This window comes from Janthinobacterium aestuarii (assembly GCF_046113285.1).
In the GTDB taxonomy this organism is placed as follows: domain Bacteria; phylum Pseudomonadota; class Gammaproteobacteria; order Burkholderiales; family Burkholderiaceae_D; genus Janthinobacterium.
Window position 1 is genome coordinate 4236038 of record NZ_CP142524.1, and the last position, 19046, is coordinate 4255083.

General features: G+C 61.3%; 18 protein-coding genes and 2 tRNA genes. 8 read left to right on the plus strand and 12 right to left on the minus strand.

Going from position 1 to position 19046, the window contains the following annotated elements; genetic code table 11:
* Positions 1–12 precede the first annotated feature (12 nt).
* Complete coding sequence (locus OX462_RS18915) at positions 13–882, minus strand: NAD(P)-dependent oxidoreductase (RefSeq protein WP_128139945.1); 870 nt, start codon at positions 880–882, stop codon at positions 13–15.
* A 259-nt stretch (positions 883–1141) separates the two neighbouring features.
* Here OX462_RS18915 and OX462_RS18920 point away from each other — a divergent pair, with 259 nt between their 5' ends.
* On the plus strand, positions 1142–1795 hold the full coding sequence (locus OX462_RS18920; protein WP_409026800.1) for an FxDxF family PEP-CTERM protein: 654 nt from the start codon (positions 1142–1144) through the stop codon (positions 1793–1795).
* Between the two features lie 48 nt (positions 1796–1843).
* Here OX462_RS18920 and hisC read toward each other — a convergent pair whose 3' ends face one another.
* On the minus strand, positions 1844–2902 hold the full coding sequence (gene hisC / locus OX462_RS18925) for a histidinol-phosphate transaminase (RefSeq protein WP_409026801.1): 1059 nt from the start codon (positions 2900–2902) through the stop codon (positions 1844–1846).
* Positions 2903–3018: 116 nt separating this feature from the next.
* Here hisC and OX462_RS18930 point away from each other — a divergent pair, with 116 nt between their 5' ends.
* Positions 3019–3390, plus strand: a complete 372-nt coding sequence (locus OX462_RS18930; protein WP_409026802.1) for a hypothetical protein — start codon at positions 3019–3021, stop codon at positions 3388–3390.
* A 163-nt stretch (positions 3391–3553) separates the two neighbouring features.
* On the opposite strand, the gene OX462_RS18935 is transcribed toward OX462_RS18930, so the two are convergent.
* The 5 genes from OX462_RS18935 to OX462_RS18955 form a co-directional block, all read right to left on the minus strand.
* Positions 3554–3643: transfer RNA gene (locus tag OX462_RS18935), tRNA-Ser, on the minus strand.
* A gap of 345 nt (positions 3644–3988) precedes the next feature.
* Positions 3989–4078 (minus strand) — tRNA-Ser (locus OX462_RS18940).
* 113 nt (positions 4079–4191) lie between these two features.
* Entirely contained in the window at positions 4192–5481 is a 1290-nt protein-coding gene (serS, locus tag OX462_RS18945) for a serine--tRNA ligase (protein ID WP_409026803.1), read from the minus strand.
* Positions 5482–5616: 135 nt separating this feature from the next.
* On the minus strand, positions 5617–5820 hold the full coding sequence (locus OX462_RS18950) for a hypothetical protein (RefSeq protein WP_409026804.1): 204 nt from the start codon (positions 5818–5820) through the stop codon (positions 5617–5619).
* Positions 5821–5969: 149 nt separating this feature from the next.
* Complete coding sequence (locus tag OX462_RS18955) at positions 5970–7391, minus strand: aminotransferase-like domain-containing protein (protein WP_409026805.1); 1422 nt, start codon at positions 7389–7391, stop codon at positions 5970–5972.
* Between the two features lie 180 nt (positions 7392–7571).
* Here OX462_RS18955 and OX462_RS18960 point away from each other — a divergent pair, with 180 nt between their 5' ends.
* Both OX462_RS18960 and OX462_RS18965 read left to right on the plus strand, forming a co-directional pair.
* Positions 7572–7862 carry a DUF2917 domain-containing protein gene (locus OX462_RS18960; protein WP_409026806.1) on the plus strand — a complete coding sequence of 97 codons (291 nt, stop codon included), beginning with the start codon at positions 7572–7574 and terminating at the stop codon, positions 7860–7862.
* Positions 7859–8596 carry an NAD-dependent epimerase/dehydratase family protein gene (locus OX462_RS18965; protein ID WP_409026807.1) on the plus strand — a complete coding sequence of 246 codons (738 nt, stop codon included), beginning with the start codon at positions 7859–7861 and terminating at the stop codon, positions 8594–8596. Before OX462_RS18960 ends, OX462_RS18965 begins: the two co-directional genes overlap by 4 nt.
* Position 8597: 1 nt before the next feature.
* On the opposite strand, the gene OX462_RS18970 is transcribed toward OX462_RS18965, so the two are convergent.
* The 3 genes from OX462_RS18970 to OX462_RS18980 form a co-directional block, all read right to left on the minus strand.
* The gene (locus OX462_RS18970; RefSeq protein WP_152253233.1) at positions 8598–9917 is read right to left on the minus strand and encodes a replication-associated recombination protein A; all 1320 of its coding nucleotides are present in this window, start codon (positions 9915–9917) and stop codon (positions 8598–8600) included.
* Between the two features lie 72 nt (positions 9918–9989).
* Entirely contained in the window at positions 9990–10619 is a 630-nt protein-coding gene (gene lolA, locus OX462_RS18975; RefSeq protein WP_099410692.1) for an outer membrane lipoprotein chaperone LolA, read from the minus strand.
* Between the two features lie 31 nt (positions 10620–10650).
* Positions 10651–13011 (minus strand): DNA translocase FtsK, encoded by a 2361-nt coding sequence (locus tag OX462_RS18980; RefSeq protein WP_409026808.1) that lies wholly within the window; start codon positions 13009–13011, stop codon positions 10651–10653.
* Between the two features lie 215 nt (positions 13012–13226).
* On the opposite strand from OX462_RS18980, the gene trxB reads away from it, so the two are divergent.
* The 3 genes from trxB (at position 13227) to OX462_RS18995 (ending at position 15627) form a co-directional block, all read left to right on the plus strand.
* A complete protein-coding gene (trxB, locus tag OX462_RS18985) occupies positions 13227–14180 on the plus strand; it encodes a thioredoxin-disulfide reductase (protein WP_034786153.1) in 954 nt (317 codons plus the stop codon).
* A 7-nt stretch (positions 14181–14187) separates the two neighbouring features.
* Positions 14188–14862 (plus strand): Smr/MutS family protein, encoded by a 675-nt coding sequence (locus OX462_RS18990; protein WP_409026809.1) that lies wholly within the window; start codon positions 14188–14190, stop codon positions 14860–14862.
* 135 nt (positions 14863–14997) lie between these two features.
* Complete coding sequence (locus tag OX462_RS18995) at positions 14998–15627, plus strand: trimeric intracellular cation channel family protein (RefSeq protein WP_034786156.1); 630 nt, start codon at positions 14998–15000, stop codon at positions 15625–15627.
* Positions 15628–15771: 144 nt separating this feature from the next.
* Here OX462_RS18995 and OX462_RS19000 read toward each other — a convergent pair whose 3' ends face one another.
* Complete coding sequence (locus OX462_RS19000; RefSeq protein ID WP_034758685.1) at positions 15772–16110, minus strand: P-II family nitrogen regulator; 339 nt, start codon at positions 16108–16110, stop codon at positions 15772–15774.
* Positions 16111–16169: 59 nt separating this feature from the next.
* Positions 16170–17786 (minus strand): NAD+ synthase, encoded by a 1617-nt coding sequence (locus OX462_RS19005; protein WP_121668952.1) that lies wholly within the window; start codon positions 17784–17786, stop codon positions 16170–16172.
* 88 nt (positions 17787–17874) lie between these two features.
* Here OX462_RS19005 and OX462_RS19010 point away from each other — a divergent pair, with 88 nt between their 5' ends.
* A complete protein-coding gene (locus OX462_RS19010) occupies positions 17875–19008 on the plus strand; it encodes a GNAT family N-acetyltransferase (RefSeq protein WP_121668951.1) in 1134 nt (377 codons plus the stop codon).
* The last annotated feature ends 38 nt before the right edge of the window (positions 19009–19046 follow it).

Below are 19046 nucleotides of genomic sequence, written 5' to 3' on the forward strand. Positions count from 1 at the left end.
AGAGTTAAAAAGTTACTTTTTGTTCAGGCGGGTAATCAGGCTGGAGGTGTCGTAGCGGTTGCCGCCCGCCTGCTGCACTTCGCCATAGAACTGGTCCGTCAAGGTCGTCACGGGCAAGTCGCTGCCGTTGCGCTTGGCTTCGGCGAGGCAGATACCCAGATCCTTGCGCATCAGGTCGACGGCGAAACCGAAGTCGAACTTGCGCTCGATCATGGTCTTGCCCCGGTTTTCCAGCTGCCATGACTGCGCCGCGCCCTTGGAAATCACGTCCACCACCAGGGCCGCATCGAGGCCCGCGTTTTCCGCAAAGGCAATGCCTTCGCTCAAGGCTTGCACCAGGCCCGCGATGCAGATCTGGTTGACCATTTTTGTGAGCTGGCCGGAACCGGACGCGCCCATATAGGTGACGGCGCGCGAGAACAGGGCGATGACGGGCTCGGCCCGTGCATACGCTTCCGCGTCGCCGCCCACCATCACGGTCAGCTTGCCGTTTTCCGCTCCGGCCTGGCCGCCGGACACGGGCGCGTCGAGGAAGAACACGCCCTTCTCCTTCGCCGCCGCGTGGATGGTGCGCGCCGCTTCGGCGGACGCCGTCGTATGGTCGATCAGGATGCTGCCCGGCGCCATGGCGGACAGCAAGCCGCCCTCTTCCAGGATCACTTGATACAGATCGTTATCGTTGCCGATGCAGGTGAAGACGAACTCGGCACCCGCTGCGGCGGCGGCCGGCGTGGCGGCGCTGCTGCCCTTGTGCTGCTCCAGCCAGGCGGCCGCGCGGGCCGGATTGCGGTTGTACACGGTGACGTCGTGCCCGCCCGCCGCCAGGTGACCTGCCATGGGGAAACCCATGACGCCCAAACCGATGAATGCCACTTTTGCCATATTGTCCGTCCTGTCGATGTGTGAATCCGATTATTGTTGCACAAATGGCCCATGGCGGCAGCAAGGCGAGGCCCCAAGCGACGTTTGGCGCACAAGGAGTGGCGATTGGGAAACATCCGCATTTCAACTAAATAAAAAGGAAATTATCATAAAGAACTTTTTATTGCATTTTTTTCTAGTTAATATTATATTGAATTGGCATTGCAAATAAGTAAAGTCTTGCCACATCCTTTTCCCAACCCCTGTTAAGGAGTCGATCTTGCAAACTGCATTTTCCCGCCTGAAAATCATCAGCGCCGCCACCCTGCTGCTCGCCGCCAGCGCCGCACACGCAGACATCACGATCTTTACGAGCCAGTCCGCCTATCTGGCAGCGGTCGGCAATACGGGCGTCGATACCTTTGATGATTTGCCCATCGATGCACTCGACGGCCCGCTGTACCGTAATGCCGGCAGCTACGGCTACACGGTGAGCAGCATTGGCTCCTCGCCCATCCTGTACGGCGCGGGCACAGGTAGCGACAACTGGCTGAGCACGAACAACCGCAATGACAGCGTGGTGTTCTCCAACTTTTCCAGTGACGTACGCGGTGTGGGGGGATTCTTCTTCGGATCGAACTTTTCCGGCGCATATGCTAACGGCCAGAGCATCACATTGACAGCGCGCAATAAGCTGGGCGAACTGCTCACCTACGAGCTGGCCTTGCCGACGCAAGCCTCGTTTATCGGCTTCGTGTCGTCGGGCGCCTTCTCGAACCTGGCCGTCAGCACCGCCGGACAGATCGGTATCTGGCCCACCATCAATAACCTGTCCGTGTCGGCCGTACCGGAGCCAGCCACTTATGGCATGCTGTTGGGCGGCCTGGGCTTGCTCGGCTTCATGTCGCGCCGCCGCCGGGCCAGCCAGCAGTAAACAAATTGGCGCCTGGTAGGGCTGCCGCCAGCCGTATCAGGCTTACCATCACGACAATATTTCGCGCAATGCCGCCATCAAGGCGGCACATTCTGCCGGATTGCCGATGCTGATGCGCAAATACTGGCTGATGCGCGGTGCATTGAAATGGCGCACGATCACCGACTTGGCGCGCAAGCCTGACGCCAGTTGCGCCGCATCATGCTGCGGGTGGCGGGCAAAGACAAAGTTGGCCACCGACGGCAGCACCTCGAAGCCCAGCGCCGCCAGGTCCGCCGCCAGCTGTTCGCGGCTGGCGATGACGGCCTGGCGCGTCTGCTGGAAATACGCTTCGTCGTGCAGCGACGCTACCGCGCCGGCCAAGGCCAGCCGGTCCAGCGGATACGAGTTGAAACTGTTCTTCACGCGCTCCAGCGCCTCGATCAAATCCGCATGGCCGAAGGCGCAGCCGACGCGCAAGCCGGCCAGCGAACGCGACTTCGAGAACGTCTGCACCACCAGCAAGTTCGGATACCGGTCGACCAGGGCCACGGCGCTCTCGCCGCCGAAATCCACATACGCTTCATCGACCACGACCACGGCGTCGGGATGCTCGCGCAGCAAGGTTTCCACGTCGGCCAGCGGCAAGTCCACGCCCGTGGGCGCGTTGGGATTCGGGAAGATGATGGCGCCGCACGGCCCTTGATAGTCTTCGGGGCGGATGCGCATGGCATCGTCGAGCGCGACCGTGCGGTAATCGATGCCGTACAGCTTGCAATACACGGGATAGAAGCTGTAGCTGATGTCCGGGAACAGCAGGGGCGCATCGTGCTTGAGCAAGGCCATGAAGGCCAGCGCCAGCACTTCATCGGAACCGTTGCCGACGAACACTTGCGCGCTGTTGAGGCCGTGGTAGGCGGCCAGGGTTTGCTTCAGTTCGCTGGCGGTGGGATCCGGGTAGAGGCGCAGGCTGTCGTTGGCCGCTTCGCGCAGCGCGGCCAGCACCTGCGGCGACGGGCCGTAGGGGTTTTCGTTGGTGTTGAGTTTCACCAGGTCGGGCAGTTTCGGCTGCTCGCCGGGGACGTAGGGGGTCAGCTCGCTGACGATGTTGCTCCAGAATCGGCTCATTGCTTTTATGGGTGGGGTCGGGATGGGAGGGGGTAGATTAACATAGGCTGAGCGGGGTCAAGGTGGAATCCAGGGTGAGGAGTAGCGTCAAACTTTGGACCCAAGCTGGCGAGAGAATGGCCGACCTGCAGCGCGCAACAGCGCTGGCACAACACTTGGCGAGGAATAGCAAGGCTATCGACGATACTCTCGGGCCACTGTTTGACAGCGGTGAAAAAAGCGAGGAGCATGAAATGAAAAGCATGGAGGATTTGGTCATGGACGAGCAAGTCACCACATTGGCAAAAGATATGGCTGACGTAAAAGCGGATGTTGCCGTTCTAAAGACGGATGTCAGCGGCTTGAAACTGGACATGGCGGTGGTGCGTTCCAATTATGCGACCAAGTCCGATGTGGCTGAGGCGAAGTCGGCTGTCATTCTGTCGTGCGTGGGGACGATAATTGCTATGTCGGGCGTGGCGTTTGCGGTGGCGCGGCTGGTGCACTAGCTTGCGTTCGTGGCGGCGCTGGCAATTAGAGCTTGAATGGAGGAAAAAACGCCTTGCGCTGCGCGCTTTGGGCGGTTTTTCTACCTGCATTGAGACGCTGACGATTTTTTGGCGTTGCGCAAATAAAAAAAGCTCCCTTGGGGGGAGCTTCTCTTATGTATTCTGGCGGAGAGGGTGGGATTCGAACCCACGGTACGATTTAACGTACGCTTGATTTCGAGTCAAGTACATTCGACCACTCTGCCACCTCTCCGTTTACTGCGGTCTATTCGCTCAAACGGGCATGCCTGTTTGAACGAGGCGCTATTTTAGCATGGGTGTTGTTGGGTTGGGTAGGGGTTTATTGGTGATTTGCAACCCAATGCTGGACGCCAACCCGAAAAACAATTTGACGATTCGGAGAGCCCGGCGCAAGGCGCGGCTCGCCTTTGTAGACGCCACCTTGGCGCACGCGTGAAAACCAATTGGACGATTCGGAGAGCCCCGCGCAAATATGCGCGGGGCTTCGAATCCCACGCGTACGCCCCGCAGGGGGCGTACTCCTCTTCGCCGCCACAAATAAAAAAAGCTCCCTTGCGGGAGCTTTCTCTATTTGTTCTGGCGGAGAGGGTGGGATTCGAACCCACGGTACGATTTAACGTACGCTTGATTTCGAGTCAAGTACATTCGACCACTCTGCCACCTCTCCATTTGCTGCGGTCTTTTCCCGCATTGCTGCGAGAAGGCAAGATTATAGCAGCCGCTTGAAAAAATGGAAGGACTATTTTAAGCCTTCCATTGCAGCAAGCTGCCTGGTCTTTTTTACGCCTTCAGATGCGTCAGGCCGCCCATGTACGGGCGCAGCACTGGCGGGATTTCGACGCTGCCGTCGGCTTGCTGGTAGTTTTCCAGCACAGCGACCAGGGTGCGGCCCACTGCCAGGCCGGAGCCGTTCAGGGTGTGGGCCAGTTCCGGCTTGCCGGCGGCGTTGCGGAAACGTGCCTGCATGCGGCGTGCCTGGAAGGCTTCCGTGTTCGACAGGGACGAGATTTCGCGGTAGGTGTTCTGCGCCGGCAGCCATACTTCCAGGTCGAAGGTCTTGCTGGCCGTAAAGCCCATGTCGCCCGTGCACAGCGACATCACGCGGTACGGCAGGCCCAGGCGTTGCAAGATCGTTTCCGCGTGGCCGACCATTTCTTCCAGCACCTGGTACGAGGTGTCCGGGTGCACCACTTGCACCATTTCCACCTTGTCGAACTGGTGCTGGCGGATCATGCCGCGCGTGTCGCGGCCATAGCTGCCCGCTTCCGAACGGAAGCATGGCGTGTGGGCCGTCATTTTCAGGGGCAATTGATCGAGCGCCAGGATTTCATCGCGCGCGATGTTGGTCAGCGACACTTCCGACGTGGGGATCAGGTAGAAGGTCTCGCCCTCGCCTTCCACGCCGCCTTTTTTCACCGAGAACAGATCGGCTTCGAATTTCGGCAGCTGGCCCGTGCCGCGCAGCGAATCGGCGTTGACCATGTACGGCGTATAGCATTCCGTGTAGCCGTGCTCGTCCACGTGCGTGTTGAGCATGAATTGCGCCAGTGCGCGGTGCAGACGGGCGATGCCGCCCTTCATCACGGAGAAGCGCGAACCGGTCAACTTGGTGGCCACTTCGAAGTCGAGGCCCAGCGGGGCGCCCACGTCGACGTGATCCTTGACTTCAAAATCGAACGTGCGCGGCGTGCCGACCTTGCGCACTTCCACGTTGCCCGACTCGTCCGTGCCTACCGGTGCCGATTCGTGCGGCAGGTTCGGCACGGCCATGATGAAATCGCTCAGCTTGGCTTGCACCACGGTCAAGGCCGCTTCATCGGCTTTCAGTTCATCGCCCAGGCCGGCCACTTGCGCCATCACGGCCGAGGTGTCTTCCCCCTTGCCTTTCAACATGCCGATTTGCTTGGACAGCGCGTTGCGCTTGCCCTGCAGCTCTTCGGTGCGCGTCTGGATCGCCTTGCGTTCGGCTTCGAGGGCGGTAAAACCTGCCACGTCGAGCTGGAATTTGCGCGTCGCCAGGCGTTCTGCGACGTTGGTGATGTCTTTACGGAGAAGTTGGATATCTATCATGGGTGGATGGCGGTGCCGATGTATCGAAAGCACTCATTGTACCAAGACCCGTTCAGTTCTTTATGAGTTTTGCACTCGCTCTGCCATCGTCATGGCGGCATGGCCGGGCACTCGCGCCCGCTTTACGGCGGATACTTAAATGAAAGCGGCTTTTTCGGCGGCGGTCAGGCGGCGGGCGCTGACGGTGACGACGGGCATCGTGCTGTCGGCGGCCTGCGCGATCAGGGTCGACGTGGCGCTCACCTCCACCGTGTTGGCGCCGGCGGTGGCGAAGCTGCTGCCGATGGCCAGGACGGCGGCGGCGATAAAGGCGATTTCCATGTTTTTCAGTACGCTCATGATGTGACTCCTGGTTAATTTGCGTCGTTGACTGCTGCTGGTATGGTGTTACTTTAGCCAACGGCGGCAAACAAGGCCACCGGCTTGCGACCAGCGGCGAAAAACAGGGAGCGAACGGTGAAAAACGGGGACTGAAACGCAAAAAATAGTTACAAGGCCTCATGCACCAGGCGGCCCAGCCGGCCGATCGCCTGCTCGATGCGCGGCGTCCACGGATTGCCGCAATTGAGGCGCAGATAATTGCCGAACTTGCCCGAGGCCGAGAACAGCTGGCCCGGCATATACGCCACGCCGTCCGCAATGGCCTGGCCATGCAGGGCCAGCGCATCGACTTGCGGCGGCATCTGCACCCACAGCACGAAACCGCCGTGCGGCTCGGACAGCATGCAGTCGACCGGAAAGCTGGCCGCCACGGCATCGGACATGCGCGCGATGCGCTGCACCAGCGTGCGCCGCATCTTGCGCAGCTGCTGGTCGTAGCTGCTGCCCTCCAAAAAATCGGCCAGTACGGCCTGGAAAAAATGGCTGGTGGCGCCGCTCGACACGGTTTTCAGCAAGGCCACTTCCTGCGCGAAACGCCCGGCCAGCACATAGCCCACGCGCGACGCGGGCGTGATGGCCTTGGAAAACGAGGAACACAGCAGCACATTGCCGCTCGTGTCGTAAGCCTTCACAGGCCACGGGCGCTGCGGCGCAAAGCACAGGTCGCCATAGACATCGTCTTCCACCAGCGGAATATTAAATTCCGACAGCAAGCCCGCCAAGCGCTGCTTGTTCGCTTCCGGCATGACGCAGCCCAGGGGATTATTCGCGTTCGGCACGAACAGGCAAGCCTGCACGAGGCCGGCGCGCAGGGCCAGTTCCAGCGCGTCGAGCGACGGCCCCGTCTTCGGGTCGGTGGGGATTTCCAGCGCCTTCATGCCCAGGCTTTCTATCATCTGCAGCAGCACGAAATACGTGGCCGACTCGATGGCGATGGTGTCGCCCGGCTTGGCCACGGCGCGCAGGCACAGGCTGATCGCTTCCGTGCAGGAATTCGTCACGACGATCTCGCGCGGGTCCAGCTTGCCCCAGTCCAGCGCCCGGCGCGTGACCTGACGCAAAAAATTGCCTTCGCTGACGTCGTAGCAGCTGACCTTGCTCAATAACGCCGGCTCGCGCCGCGCCACCGCACTGATGGTGCGCTGCATGCGCTTGATGGGCAATATCTCGTCGGGCGGCCAGGCCGTGCCCAGCTGCACGATATCGGGCGCCTCGTTTTCCTTCAGCACGCGCATCAACAGGTTGTTGATGCCGACAAAGGCCGGCTCCTTCAGATGCTGCGCGTCCGCGCTGCAGGGCCGGCGCGGCGCCCGGTGGCGCACGAAATAGCCGGACTGGGGCCGCGCATCGACCTGCCCCCGGTCTTCCATCAGGCGCAAGGCTTGCATCACCGTGCTGACGGAAATGCGCTTTTGCTGCGCCAGGTGGCGGATCGACGGCAGGCGGTCGCCGGGCGCGAACACGCGCGCGTCGATCAGGGCGCCCAGCTCGTTGGCCAGGTGCTCGTACAGATTCAAAGGCGCATTCATGTTCATCCCTTCAGTATGCGGCTGGCGCGCGCGGCACGCACAGATACAGTTGCCCGTTTTTTTGACAAGCACAGTGTACGACGAAGCACACTGTATGCATGACAATTTCGGTTTCCTGCATCTGTCATGGTTCAAGCCCAGCGCCTAAGCTGTTCCTGTCCGCACAACAGGAGCGATGCCATGCAAACCGACCACGAATTACGCAGCGAACGCCCCTTGCGCCTGGAAAAAGCGCGCGCCAGGGTCATCGAATGCCTGTCCGGCACGGCCTGGATCACGGCCTACGCCCAGTTCGAGGATTGCGTGCTGCGCAGCGGTGAACGCTACACGATCCCGAATGACGGCCTGGTGCTGGTCGAAGCCGTGGGCAGCGGACGCATCCGCGTGCATGAGACGGCCGCCCCGCGCCCCGCCCTGCTGCGCTGGCTGAGCCTGGCATTGCCTCACACACTCAATACAAGGAATACATGATTCAACAACCTTTGCGCGTCCTCGTCACGGGCGCCGCCGGCATCATCGGCACCGTTTTCTGGAAGCGCCGGCACGGGGAATTCTCCCTGCGCCTGGCCGACCTGCACACAGGCAAGCTGGCCGAAGCGCCCTGCCCGTCCATGCAGCTAGATGTCAGCGACCATGCCGCCTGCCTGGCCGCCTGCATGGATACCGACGTGGTGCTGCACCTGGCCGGCGTGCCGCACGCCAGCGCCGATTTCGATGCGCAATTGCTGCAGCCGAACATCATCGGCACGCACAACATCTTCCGCGCGGCACAGGCACAGGGAGTGAAAAGAGTGGTATTCGCCAGCAGCGCGCAAACCGTCGAGGGCTATCCGCTCGATATGCAAGTGCATGAGAACATGCCGGCGCGCCCGGCGAACATGTATGGCGCCAGCAAGGCCTTCGGTGAAGGCGTGGCGTCGGCCTTCGCGCACCAGCATGGCATGACGGCGATCGCCGTGCGCATCGCCAACGTGGCGCAGTTTGAAAAAGGCCAGCATCACAGCGCGCGCGACATCGCCGCCTTCATCAGCGAGCGCGACGTGGTGCAGCTGCTGGCCCGCTGCATCGCGGCGGACGTGGCGCCCGGCTACCACGTCGTGCATGGGGTGTCGGACAACCGTTATAAACGGCTATCCATCGACGCGACGCGCCGGCTGGTCGGCTACGCGCCGCAGGATGACGGCTTTACCTTGCTGGGACTGTAATTCAGCCCTTGCCGGCCGGTTTTCCTGCTTTCCTGTCAAGCTCGCGCAGCCAGGCCAGCTTGTCGGCAATCTTGCTTTCCAGCCCGCGCGGCACGGGCTGGTACCAGCCCGGTTCAGCCATGCCGTCCGGAAAATACGTTTCGCCGGCCGCGTAGGCATCGGGCTCGTCGTGCGCATAGCGGTAGGCGTGGCCGTAACCGAGTTCCTTCATCAGCTTCGTCGGCGCATTGCGCAAGTGCACTGGCACTTCCTTCGACTTGTCTTTCTTGACGAAGGCCATGGCCGTATTGAACGCGTTGTAGCCGGCATTGCTTTTCGCGGCGATCGCGAGGTAAATCACGGCCTGGCCCAGGGCCAGCTCGCCTTCGGGCGAACCGAGGCGCTCGTACGTTTCCGCCGCATCATTGACCATGGTCAAGGCGCGGGGGTCAGCCAGGCCGATGTCTTCCCAGGCCATGCGCACGATGCGCCGCGACAAATAGCGCGGGTCGGCGCCGCCGTCGATCATGCGGCAAAACCAGTACAGGGCCGCATCCGGGTTCGAACCGCGCACGGACTTGTGCAGGGCAGAAATCTGATCATAGAAATTGTCGCCGCCCTTGTCGAAGCGGCGCGAATTGAGGGTCAGCGCATTGTCGACGAAGGCCGCGTCGATGGTCGTCGTACCCGTCGAGCTGGCCGCCGTCTCGGCCTGTTCCAGCAAGTTCAAAAAGCGGCGCGCATCGCCATCCGCATAGCCGATAAGGGTGTCGGCGGCCGCTTCGTCGAAGCTCAGGTGCGTCAGCGCCGTGCTTTGCGCCTTGGCCAGCAACTGCTTCATCTCGTCTTCGTTGAGCGACTTCAACACATACACTTGCGCGCGCGACAGCAGCGCCGAGTTCACTTCGAAGCTGGGGTTTTCGGTGGTGGCGCCGATGAAGGTCACGAGGCCCGACTCCACGAAAGGCAGCAAGGCATCCTGCTGCGATTTATTAAACCTGTGGATCTCGTCGACGAACAATAAAGTGTGCTTGCCGAACTGGTCCAGGCTGTGGCGGGCCTGGTCCATGGCCGCGCGAATATCTTTCACGCCGGCAAACACAGCCGACAGAGCGATGAATTCGCTGTCAAACGCGTTCGCCATCAGGCGCGCCAGGGTCGTCTTGCCCACGCCGGGCGGTCCCCACAAGATCATCGAATGGGCCTTGCCCGCCTCGAACGCCAGGCGCAGCGGCTTGCCGACGCCCAACAGATGCGTCTGGCCGATGACTTCGTTAAGGGTAGCAGGCCGCAAGGCTTCGGCCAGCGGCTGGCGCGGTGCGGTGGAAAAGAGATCCGCCATAATATGTACCGGGTAAGAATGCAAAGGCCCCGCATGGTGCGAGGCCGGTCAAAAAAACAGCACGTGAAAAACTTAGTTGTTGATCACGTCCGCGCCTTTAGGCATCACGAATTTGAAATGGTTCGCGGACAGTGCCGGATTTTTCTGGAAATTCTTGAACGCCAGCACCGACGTCTGCCCGAACGAGTCGCGCAATTCCATCGCCTCCGGCACGCCGTTACGCAGGCCGATGGTGATTTCATCGAAGGTCGTGTCCTTGGCCTTCGGCGTCGCTTTCAGCCATTCCAGACCATCGCGCGTGCCCGCTTCGGCCAGGGTGAAATTCTTTTCCAGGTCGTTGCTGCCAAACAAGATGGCGGCCGGCGAGGAACCGAGCGCGTCGCCCAGTTTCTTGACCGTCACCTGGCTCAGGTCCTTGTCATAGATATACAACTTGTCGCCGTCCGCTTGCAGCAGCTGCTCGTACGGCTTCAGATAGGTCCAGATGAACTTGCCTGGGCGCGCGAACTCGAAGGTGCCGCTGGCTGGCGTCGACACTTTCGCCTTGCCGCTGGCGTCCGCCTTCTTGACTTGCCGCTGCACGAACTCGCCCTTGGCCGACTTGGTGCCGGCAGCAAAGCTCTTGAACTGTTCCAGGGCACTGGCCGAGGCGCTGGCCGCGAACAGCATACTGCAGGCGACGCTGGCCGCGCCGATGATCATTTTTGCTGCGAAAGTCGTATTCTTCATTCCGTTACCCTTGTTCACTACTCGCCGCCGGCACCAGGATTTCCCGGTTGCCATTGGATTGCATGGTTGAAACCACCCCGCTCTGCTCCATCTGCTCGAGCAGACGGGCCGCGCGGTTGTAGCCGATGCGCAAATGACGCTGCACCAGCGAAATTGAGGCGCGGCGGTTTTTCAGCACCACCGCCACCGCCTGGTCGTACAGGGCATCGGCCTCGCCGCCGCCCTCGCCCGGCGCGCCGCCTTCGGCGCCGTCGCCTTCCAGGGTGCCGCCTTCGAGGATGCCCTCGATGTAATTCGGTTCGCCCTGCAGCTTCAGATGGCTGACAACGCGGTGGACTTCTTCATCCGACACGAACGCGCCGTGCACGCGCATCGGCAAGCCGGTGCCGGGCGGCATGTACAGCATGTCGCCCATGCCCAGCAGGGTTTCCGCGCCCATCTGGTCGAGAATGGTGCGCGAGTCGATCTTCGACGAGACCTGGAAGGCGATACGCGTCGGGATATTCGCCTTGATCAGCCCCGTGATCACGTCTACAGATGGGCGCTGCGTGGCCAGAATCAAGTGCAAGCCGGCGGCGCGCGCCTTTTGCGCGATACGCGCGATCAATTCCTCGACTTTTTTGCCCACCACCATCATCAGGTCGGCCAGCTCGTCGATGATGATGACGATGGTCGGCAGTTTTTCCAGCGGCTCGGGTGAGTCCGGCGTCAGGCTGAACGGATTCGGGATGTGTTCTTCGCGCTTTTTCGCGTCGGCAATCTTCGCGTTGTAGCCGGCCAGGTTACGCACGCCCATCTTGCTCATCAGCTTGTAGCGGCGCTCCATCTCGTTCACGGCCCAGTTCAGCGCGTGGCCGGCCTGGCGCATGTCCGTCACGACGGGCGCCAGCAGGTGCGGGATGCCTTCGTAGACGGACATTTCCAGCATCTTCGGATCGATCAAAATCAGGCGCACGTCGAGCGGATCAGATTTGTACAGCAGCGACAGGATCGTCGCATTGATGCCGACTGACTTGCCGGAACCGGTCGTGCCGGCCACCAGCAAGTGAGGCATCTTGGCGAGATCGGCCACGACGGGCTTGCCGGCGATATCCTTGCCCAGCGCAATCGTCAGGCTGGACACGCCATCGTTGTAGACCTTGGAGCCGAGGATTTCCGTCAGGCGCACGATCTGGCGTTTACTATTAGGCAATTCCAAGGCCATGTAATTCTTGCCGGGAATGGTTTCTACCACCCTGATCGACGTCAGCGACAGCGAACGGGCCAGGTCGCGCGCCAGGCCCACGATCTGACTACCCTTGACGCCCGTGGCCGGCTCGATCTCATAGCGCGTCACCACAGGGCCGGGGTAAGCGGCCACTACCTTGGCATCCACGCCAAAGTCCGATAATTTCTTTTCGATCAGGCGGCTCGTGAATTCCAGGGTTTCCACGGACACCGTTTCCACCACGGGCGGCGCTTCGTCGAGCAGCGACAAAGGCGGCAGCTTGCCATCGCCCAAGTTTTCAAACAGGTGCGCCTGGCGCTCCTTTTCCACGCGCTCCGATTTCACCACGGTCACGACTTGCGGCTCGATCTTGACGGGCGGCGCGGCCACGTGCTTTTCCACGTGCTTGGCCCGCTCGATCACCACCACCTCGTCGCGGCGCACGGCGGCCACTTCGCCCTGGCGGCGGTCTTCGCGGTCCTGGTAGCGCAGCACAAACCAATTGAATGCGTCTTCGATGGCGCCGCCGATGCGTTCGGCCACTTGCAGCCACGATACATGGAAGAACAGGCTGAAACCGAGGCCGAACAGCAGCAACAGCAGCAGGGTGGCGCCAGTAAAGCCAAACGCTTCCTTGCTAGCATGTCCGACTAGCTGGCCCAGCACGCCGCCCGGGTCGCGCGGCAGCTGCACGTGCAGGCTCTTCGCCATGCGCAGGTATTCAAGGCCCATGCTGCCGATCAGCATGATGGAGAAGCCGACGATGCGGATCAGCATCTCGACATGGTGCTCGCGCTCCACCTCTTCCTCTTCCAGCAGGAAGCGCTTACTCAGCCGGCGATAGCCATTCCACACCGTGCGCAACAGCCACACGCACCACCACCAGGCGGAAAAGCCGAAGATATACAGCAACAGATCGGAAAAGGTCGCGCCGAGCTTGCCGCCCAGGTTGGCCACCTTGTCGACATTGGTGGCGTGCGACCAGCCGGGGTCGAGCTTGTTGAAGCTGGCCAGGATCAGCAAGAAATACAGGGCAAACGCGGCCAGCGCGAACCAGCGCGCCTCGGACAGCAGCCGTACCAGCCGGTTGGGCAAGGGCCGGCGTTCGACCGGTTTTCGGGTGTAGCTATTTTGATTGGCCTGGGCTGGTTTAGTCATTCTGGGAAGCGCTGCAAGGTGAAAAATGTTTCTGAAAGGGAATTTCCCATAATAAGGAAGTATTCTAAGCCATATATGCCCCGGACGGCCCCACGATTCGTCGCTACAGGCGGCTTGGTCTATAATCGAGGATTGCTTGCGCAAGCGCAATACAGCCTTGTTCTTCGCGCGTATGCCCCCAATTCGGATAGACCCCACTCATAGAGAAGCCTCCCATGACCACTACCAAACACGCCCGCGTTTTGATCCTCGGCTCCGGCCCAGCCGGCTACAGCGCCGCCGTCTACGCCGCCCGCGCCAACCTGAACCCGATGCTGGTCACCGGCGTGGAACAAGGCGGCCAGTTGATGACCACCACCGACGTGGAAAACTGGCCCGGCGACCCCATGGGCGTGCAAGGCCCGGACCTGATGCAGCGTTTGCTGCAGCATGCCGAGCGTTTCAATACGGAAATCGTGTTTGACCACATCCACACCACTTTCCTCAATGAAAAGCCGATCCGTCTGAAGGGCGACAGCCACGAATACACGTGCGACACCCTGATCATCGCCACGGGCGCGTCCGCGCAATACCTCGGCTTGCCGTCGGAAGCGGAATTCATGGGCAAGGGCGTGTCCGCCTGCGCCACCTGCGATGGTTTCTTCTACCGCAACCAGGAAGTGGCCGTCGTCGGCGGTGGCAATACGGCCGTCGAGGAAGCGCTGTACCTGTCGAACATCGCCAACAAAGTCACGCTGATCCACCGCCGCGACAAGTTCCGCGCCGAAGCGATCCTGATCGACCGCCTGAACGCCAAGGTTGCCGAGGGCAAGATCGTGTTGAAATATAACCACACTCTGGACGAAGTGACGGGCAACGAAGGCGGCGTGACGGGCCTGAACATCAAATCGACCATCGACGGCAAGGTCGAAGCGCTGTCCGTGCATGGCGTCTTCATCGCCATCGGCCACAAGCCGAACACGGGCATCTTCGAAGGCCAGCTGGAAATGCACAACGGCTACATCAAGACCAAGACGGGCCTGGAAGGCATGGCCACGGCCACCAGCGCACCGGGCGTGTTTGCCGCCGGCGACGTGCAAGACCATATCTACCGCCAGGCCATCACCAGCGCCGGTACGGGTTGCATGGCAGCACTGGACGCCCAGCGCTACCTGGAAGGCCAGGAGTAAGCGTCGCATGGCGTCGATGAAAGACTTTGCCGACCTGAAAGCGGTCAGCAAGCAGCTCAAGGAGCAGGCCGATGCGCGCGCGCAAGCCGCGGCTGAGCGCGCGCAACAGGTCAAGGTGCAGGCCGTGGAAAGCAATCTGTTCAAGGCCAGCATCGGCGGCGTCAAGCGCCTGCCCGAGTCGGACCGCTACATGCCCAGCCTGCCCAAGGCGGGCGCGGCAAGCGTCCAGCAGCCCGCGCGCAAGTTGTCCCCGGAAGAGGACGACGCGGCCGTGCTGCGCGAGTCGCTGTCGGACTTGTTCGAGGTCGACCATTATCTGGAAAACGATCCGGCCCTGAACTACGCCCGCCCCGGCGTGGGACAGGACGTGGTCAAGAAGATGCGCAAGGGCCACTGGCCCATCCAGGATGAGCTGGACTTGCACGGCTTGCGCCGCGACGAGGCGCGCGACGGCATCGGCGCCTTTCTGAACCAGGCGACGCGGCGCAAGCTGCGCTGCGTGCGCGTAATCCACGGCAAGGGTTTTGGCTCGAAAGGCCAGGAACCGGTCTTGAAATCGATGGTGCACAGCTGGCTCGTGCAAAAGGATGAAGTCATCGCCTTTTGCCAGGCGCGCCGCTCCGAAGGGGGCGATGGCGCCCTCGTCGTGCTGCTCTCGGCAGCGCTGCAGCCCATCCGCTAGGATAGATAGCAAGAAATTACAATTCAGTAACAAGTTACACCCTGCGCACGGCCCCGTTTGTCACCATTCGGGGCCGTGTCATGTTAACCTGTGACAATTATTTCCTGCTTAGCGTCTCGTGCACGCGCTCCACCCATGATGCCACCCCAATTGCCGCCTGGCTCGCTGATCAAGATCATTGAGGTCATCGCTATCCTGGTGGGCGCGTTTTCCGGCTTCATCGAAGCGCGGCGCAAGCGCATGGACCTGGTCGGCGTATTCGTCGTGGCCTTCATCACGGCGTTCGGCGGGGGCACCTTGCGCGACATCCTGCTCGACAAGCGGCCCCTGTTCTGGGTCTCGCACCAGGAATACGCGATCCTGATCTTCGTTCTGGCCCTGACGGCCGCGCCCCTGATCCAGCATTTGCGGCAGATCGTCTCGGAACGCCTGATCGTCATCGCCGACGCCATCGGCCTGGGCATGTTCGCCATCGCCGGCGTGGCCGAAGCCATGCGCGCCGGCATGCCGATCTTCATCGCGTCGATGATGGGAGTAATTACGGGGATTTTCGGCGGCGTGATGCGCGACATTGTCTGCAACGAAGTACCGATGGTGTTTCGTGACGGCAAACCGTATGCGATCTGCGCGTTCTTCGGCTGCTGGGCTTATCTGCTGCAGATGCACTTCGGCGCCGAACACGACTTCGCGCTATGGACCAGCGCCAGCGGCATCACGATACTGCGCCTGATCTGCTGGAAATTCGACATGCGGCTGGGGCGCTGAAGCGCAATCCAACAGCTTTGTTAGCTCAGCAGCGTCGGCTTACGCGCTGGCGCGCTAACCCGACCTACGGCCATATAAGCGATACATCACGTAGGTCGGATTAGGTCTGAAGGACCGTAATCCGACAACATTGTTGGCTTGGATTTACACCGCGTCCGGACCCGTCTCGCCCGTGCGGATGCGGATGACCTGCTCCACGTCGCGCACGAAGATCTTGCCGTCGCCGATCTTGCCCGTGCGGGCTGCCTTGATGATGGCGTCGACCACCAGTTCCGACACGCTGTCGTCCACCACCACTTCGACTTTGACTTTCGGCAAGAAGTCGACCACGTACTCGGCGCCACGGTACAGCTCGGTATGGCCTTTCTGGCGGCCAAAGCCCTTCACTTCCGTCACGGTCAAGCCCGTCACGTTCACATCGGCCAGCGCCTCGCGTACTTCGTCGAGCTTGAATGGTTTGATGATGGCGGTAATCTGTTTCATGGCTTTCTCCTTATTGATAATCGTCAGTTCTTCATTAGCTGGCTTAACGGAACCCCGCCTTACTCGTAAAACTTCGAGGTAATCGGGTAGCGCCAGTCGCGGCCGAAGCCACGGTGCGTGACGCGGATGCCCACCGGCGACTGGCGCCGCTTGTATTCATTGATCTTGATCAGGCGCGTGACCCGGGCCACATCGGCCGGCGGGTAGCCAGCCTCGATAATCTCGGCGATCGGCCGGTTTTCTTCCATGTACAGCTGCATGATGCCGTCGAGTACGTCATACGGCGGCAAGGAATCCTGGTCCAACTGGTCGGCGCGCAGTTCGGCCGACGGTCCCCGCGTCAGTATGCGCTCGGGAATCACGTCCGACACGCTGTTGCGCCAGGCACACAGGCGGTACACGAGCGTCTTGGCAATATCCTTGATCACGGCAAAGCCGCCCGCCATGTCGCCGTACAGCGTGCAATAGCCGACCGCCATCTCGCTCTTGTTGCCCGTCGTCAAGACGATACTGCCATGCTTGTTCGACAGGGCCATCAGCAGGGTGCCGCGGATGCGCGCCTGGATGTTTTCTTCCGTCGCGTCTTCCGCCAGCCCCGCGAACTCACCGGCCAAGGTAGCGCGGAAGGCGTCGAAGGTTTGCTTGATCGGAATTTCATCGTAGCGCACATCGAGGCGTTTTACCATGTCGCGCGAGTCGATCCACGAGATATCGGCCGTAAATTGCGACGGCATCATCACGGCGCGCACCTTGTCGGCGCCCAGCGCATCGACGGCGATGGCCAGGGTCAGCGCGGAATCGACGCCGCCCGACATGCCGATCAGCACGCCCGGAAAGCCGTTCTTGACTATATAGTCGCGCACGCCCAGCACCAGCGCCTGGTACACCTGCGCCTCGGTGGTCAACGGGGCGGCCAGCGGCTGCGGCAAGGGCGTGGCGCCGTCGAACTCGACCAGTTGCAAGTCTTCCTCGAAATGGCGCAGCTGGGCGCAAATCGTGCCGGCCGCATCCATGACAAACGAATCGCCGTCGAAAATCAGCTCGTCCTGGCCGCCGACCAGGTTGGCGTACACGAGGGCCATGCCTTGCGCGCTGACGTTCTTGCGCATGGTTTCATAGCGCAGATGCTGCTTGTTCATATGGTAGGGCGAACCGTTCGGCACCAGCAGCACTTGCGCGCCGGCCGCGCGGGCGCGCATCGGCGCATGCTCGAACCATGTGTCTTCGCAGATATTGATGCCGAAACGCACGCCTTTCACGCCAAACACGAAAGCCTGGTCCGACGACGTAAAGTAGCGTTTTTCATCGAACACGGTGGTGTTCGGCAAGTCGTGCTTGCGGTAGGTGCCCAGCACTTCGCCATTGACCAGCACGGAGGCGGCATTGTGGCGCACGCCCTTCTCGTCCTGCAGGGGCACGCCCACCACCACGTGCAAATCCTTGAACTGGGCCAGGTCGGCCGCCAGCCCCGCAAACGCTTCCTGCGTTTTTGCGTAGAATGCATTGCGCAGTAATAAGTCCTCGGGTGGATAGCCGACCAGCGACAGTTCCGGCGTGAGCACGATATCGGCGCCCGCTTCAAAGGCGCGGCGGGAAAGGTCGAAGATCTTGGCACGGTTGCCGGCCAGATCGCCGACCGTACTATTCATTTGAGCAATTGCGACTTTGACTGTCATGATGATGGATATTTTCGTTCTATTAAACAAGACAGGGGCACACAGGCCGATGGTGGCGCCCCGAGAGTGATGAATGCACACTACAACAATGAATTATCGCACGGCTATCGTCACTACCCTGGCTGAAATTGGCGAAGCGGCCTGGTCTGAACTGCTGGCGTGCCAGGCGGATAGCAATCCCTTCCTCTCGTATGCCTTTTTGCACGCGCTGCACGAGTCCGGCTGCGCCAGCGCGGACACGGGCTGGCAACCGAATTACCTGGTGCTGTGGCAAGGAGACACGCTGGCCGCCGCCCTGCCCCTGTACCTGAAAATGCACTCGTATGGCGAATACGTGTTCGACTGGGCCTGGGCCGACGCCTATCAGCAGCATGGCCTCGAATACTACCCGAAACTGCTGTCCGCTATTCCCTTTACGCCCGTCAGCGGCACGCGTTTGCTGGCCCGCGATGGCGAAGCGCGCGCCGCCCTGCTGGCCTTTTTGCAGGCCCAGCAGCAAGCGGCCGACGTGTCGTCCTGCCATATCCTGTTCCCGCCGGAAAGCGAGGCGCGCCAGCTGGCCGAGGCCGGCTACCTGATGCGCAGCGGCGTGCAGTTTCACTGGCTCAATCCCGGCTACACGGATTTCGAGCAATTTCTCGCCACCCTGGAACACAAGAAACGCAAGAATATCCGCGCCGAGCGGCGCAAGGTGCGGGAAGCGGGCGTGACCATGCGCCAGGTGCGCGGCATGGACGCCACGGACGCGGATTGGAAACTGTTCCACCGCTGCTACAGCAATACCTATGCGGAACACCGCTCCTCGCCCTATCTGTCGCTGGACTTCTTCCGGGGCATCGCCGCCGGCATGCCGCAGAACATTTTATTGGTGATCGCCGAGCGCGAAGGCCGGGCCATTGCCGCTTCGCTGGTGATCCACACGGCCGACACTTTATATGGCCGCTACTGGGGCGCGCTCGAGCATGTGCCGTGCCTGCACTTCGAGACGGCCTACTACCAGCCGCTGGAATTTTGCATCGCCAACGGCATCGCCACCTTCGAAGGGGGCGCCCAGGGCGAGCACAAGATGGCGCGCGGCTTCCTGCCGCAAAAGACCTGGTCCGCCCACTGGCTGGCCCACCCTGCCTTTGCCGACGCCGTGCAGCGCTTCCTCGAGCGCGAACGGGGCGGCATCGATGCCTATCTCGATGAGTTGAACGAACACAGCCCGTTTCGCGCATAAAAAAACGCTCCCGGCCATGACTGGCGGGGAGCGTTTTT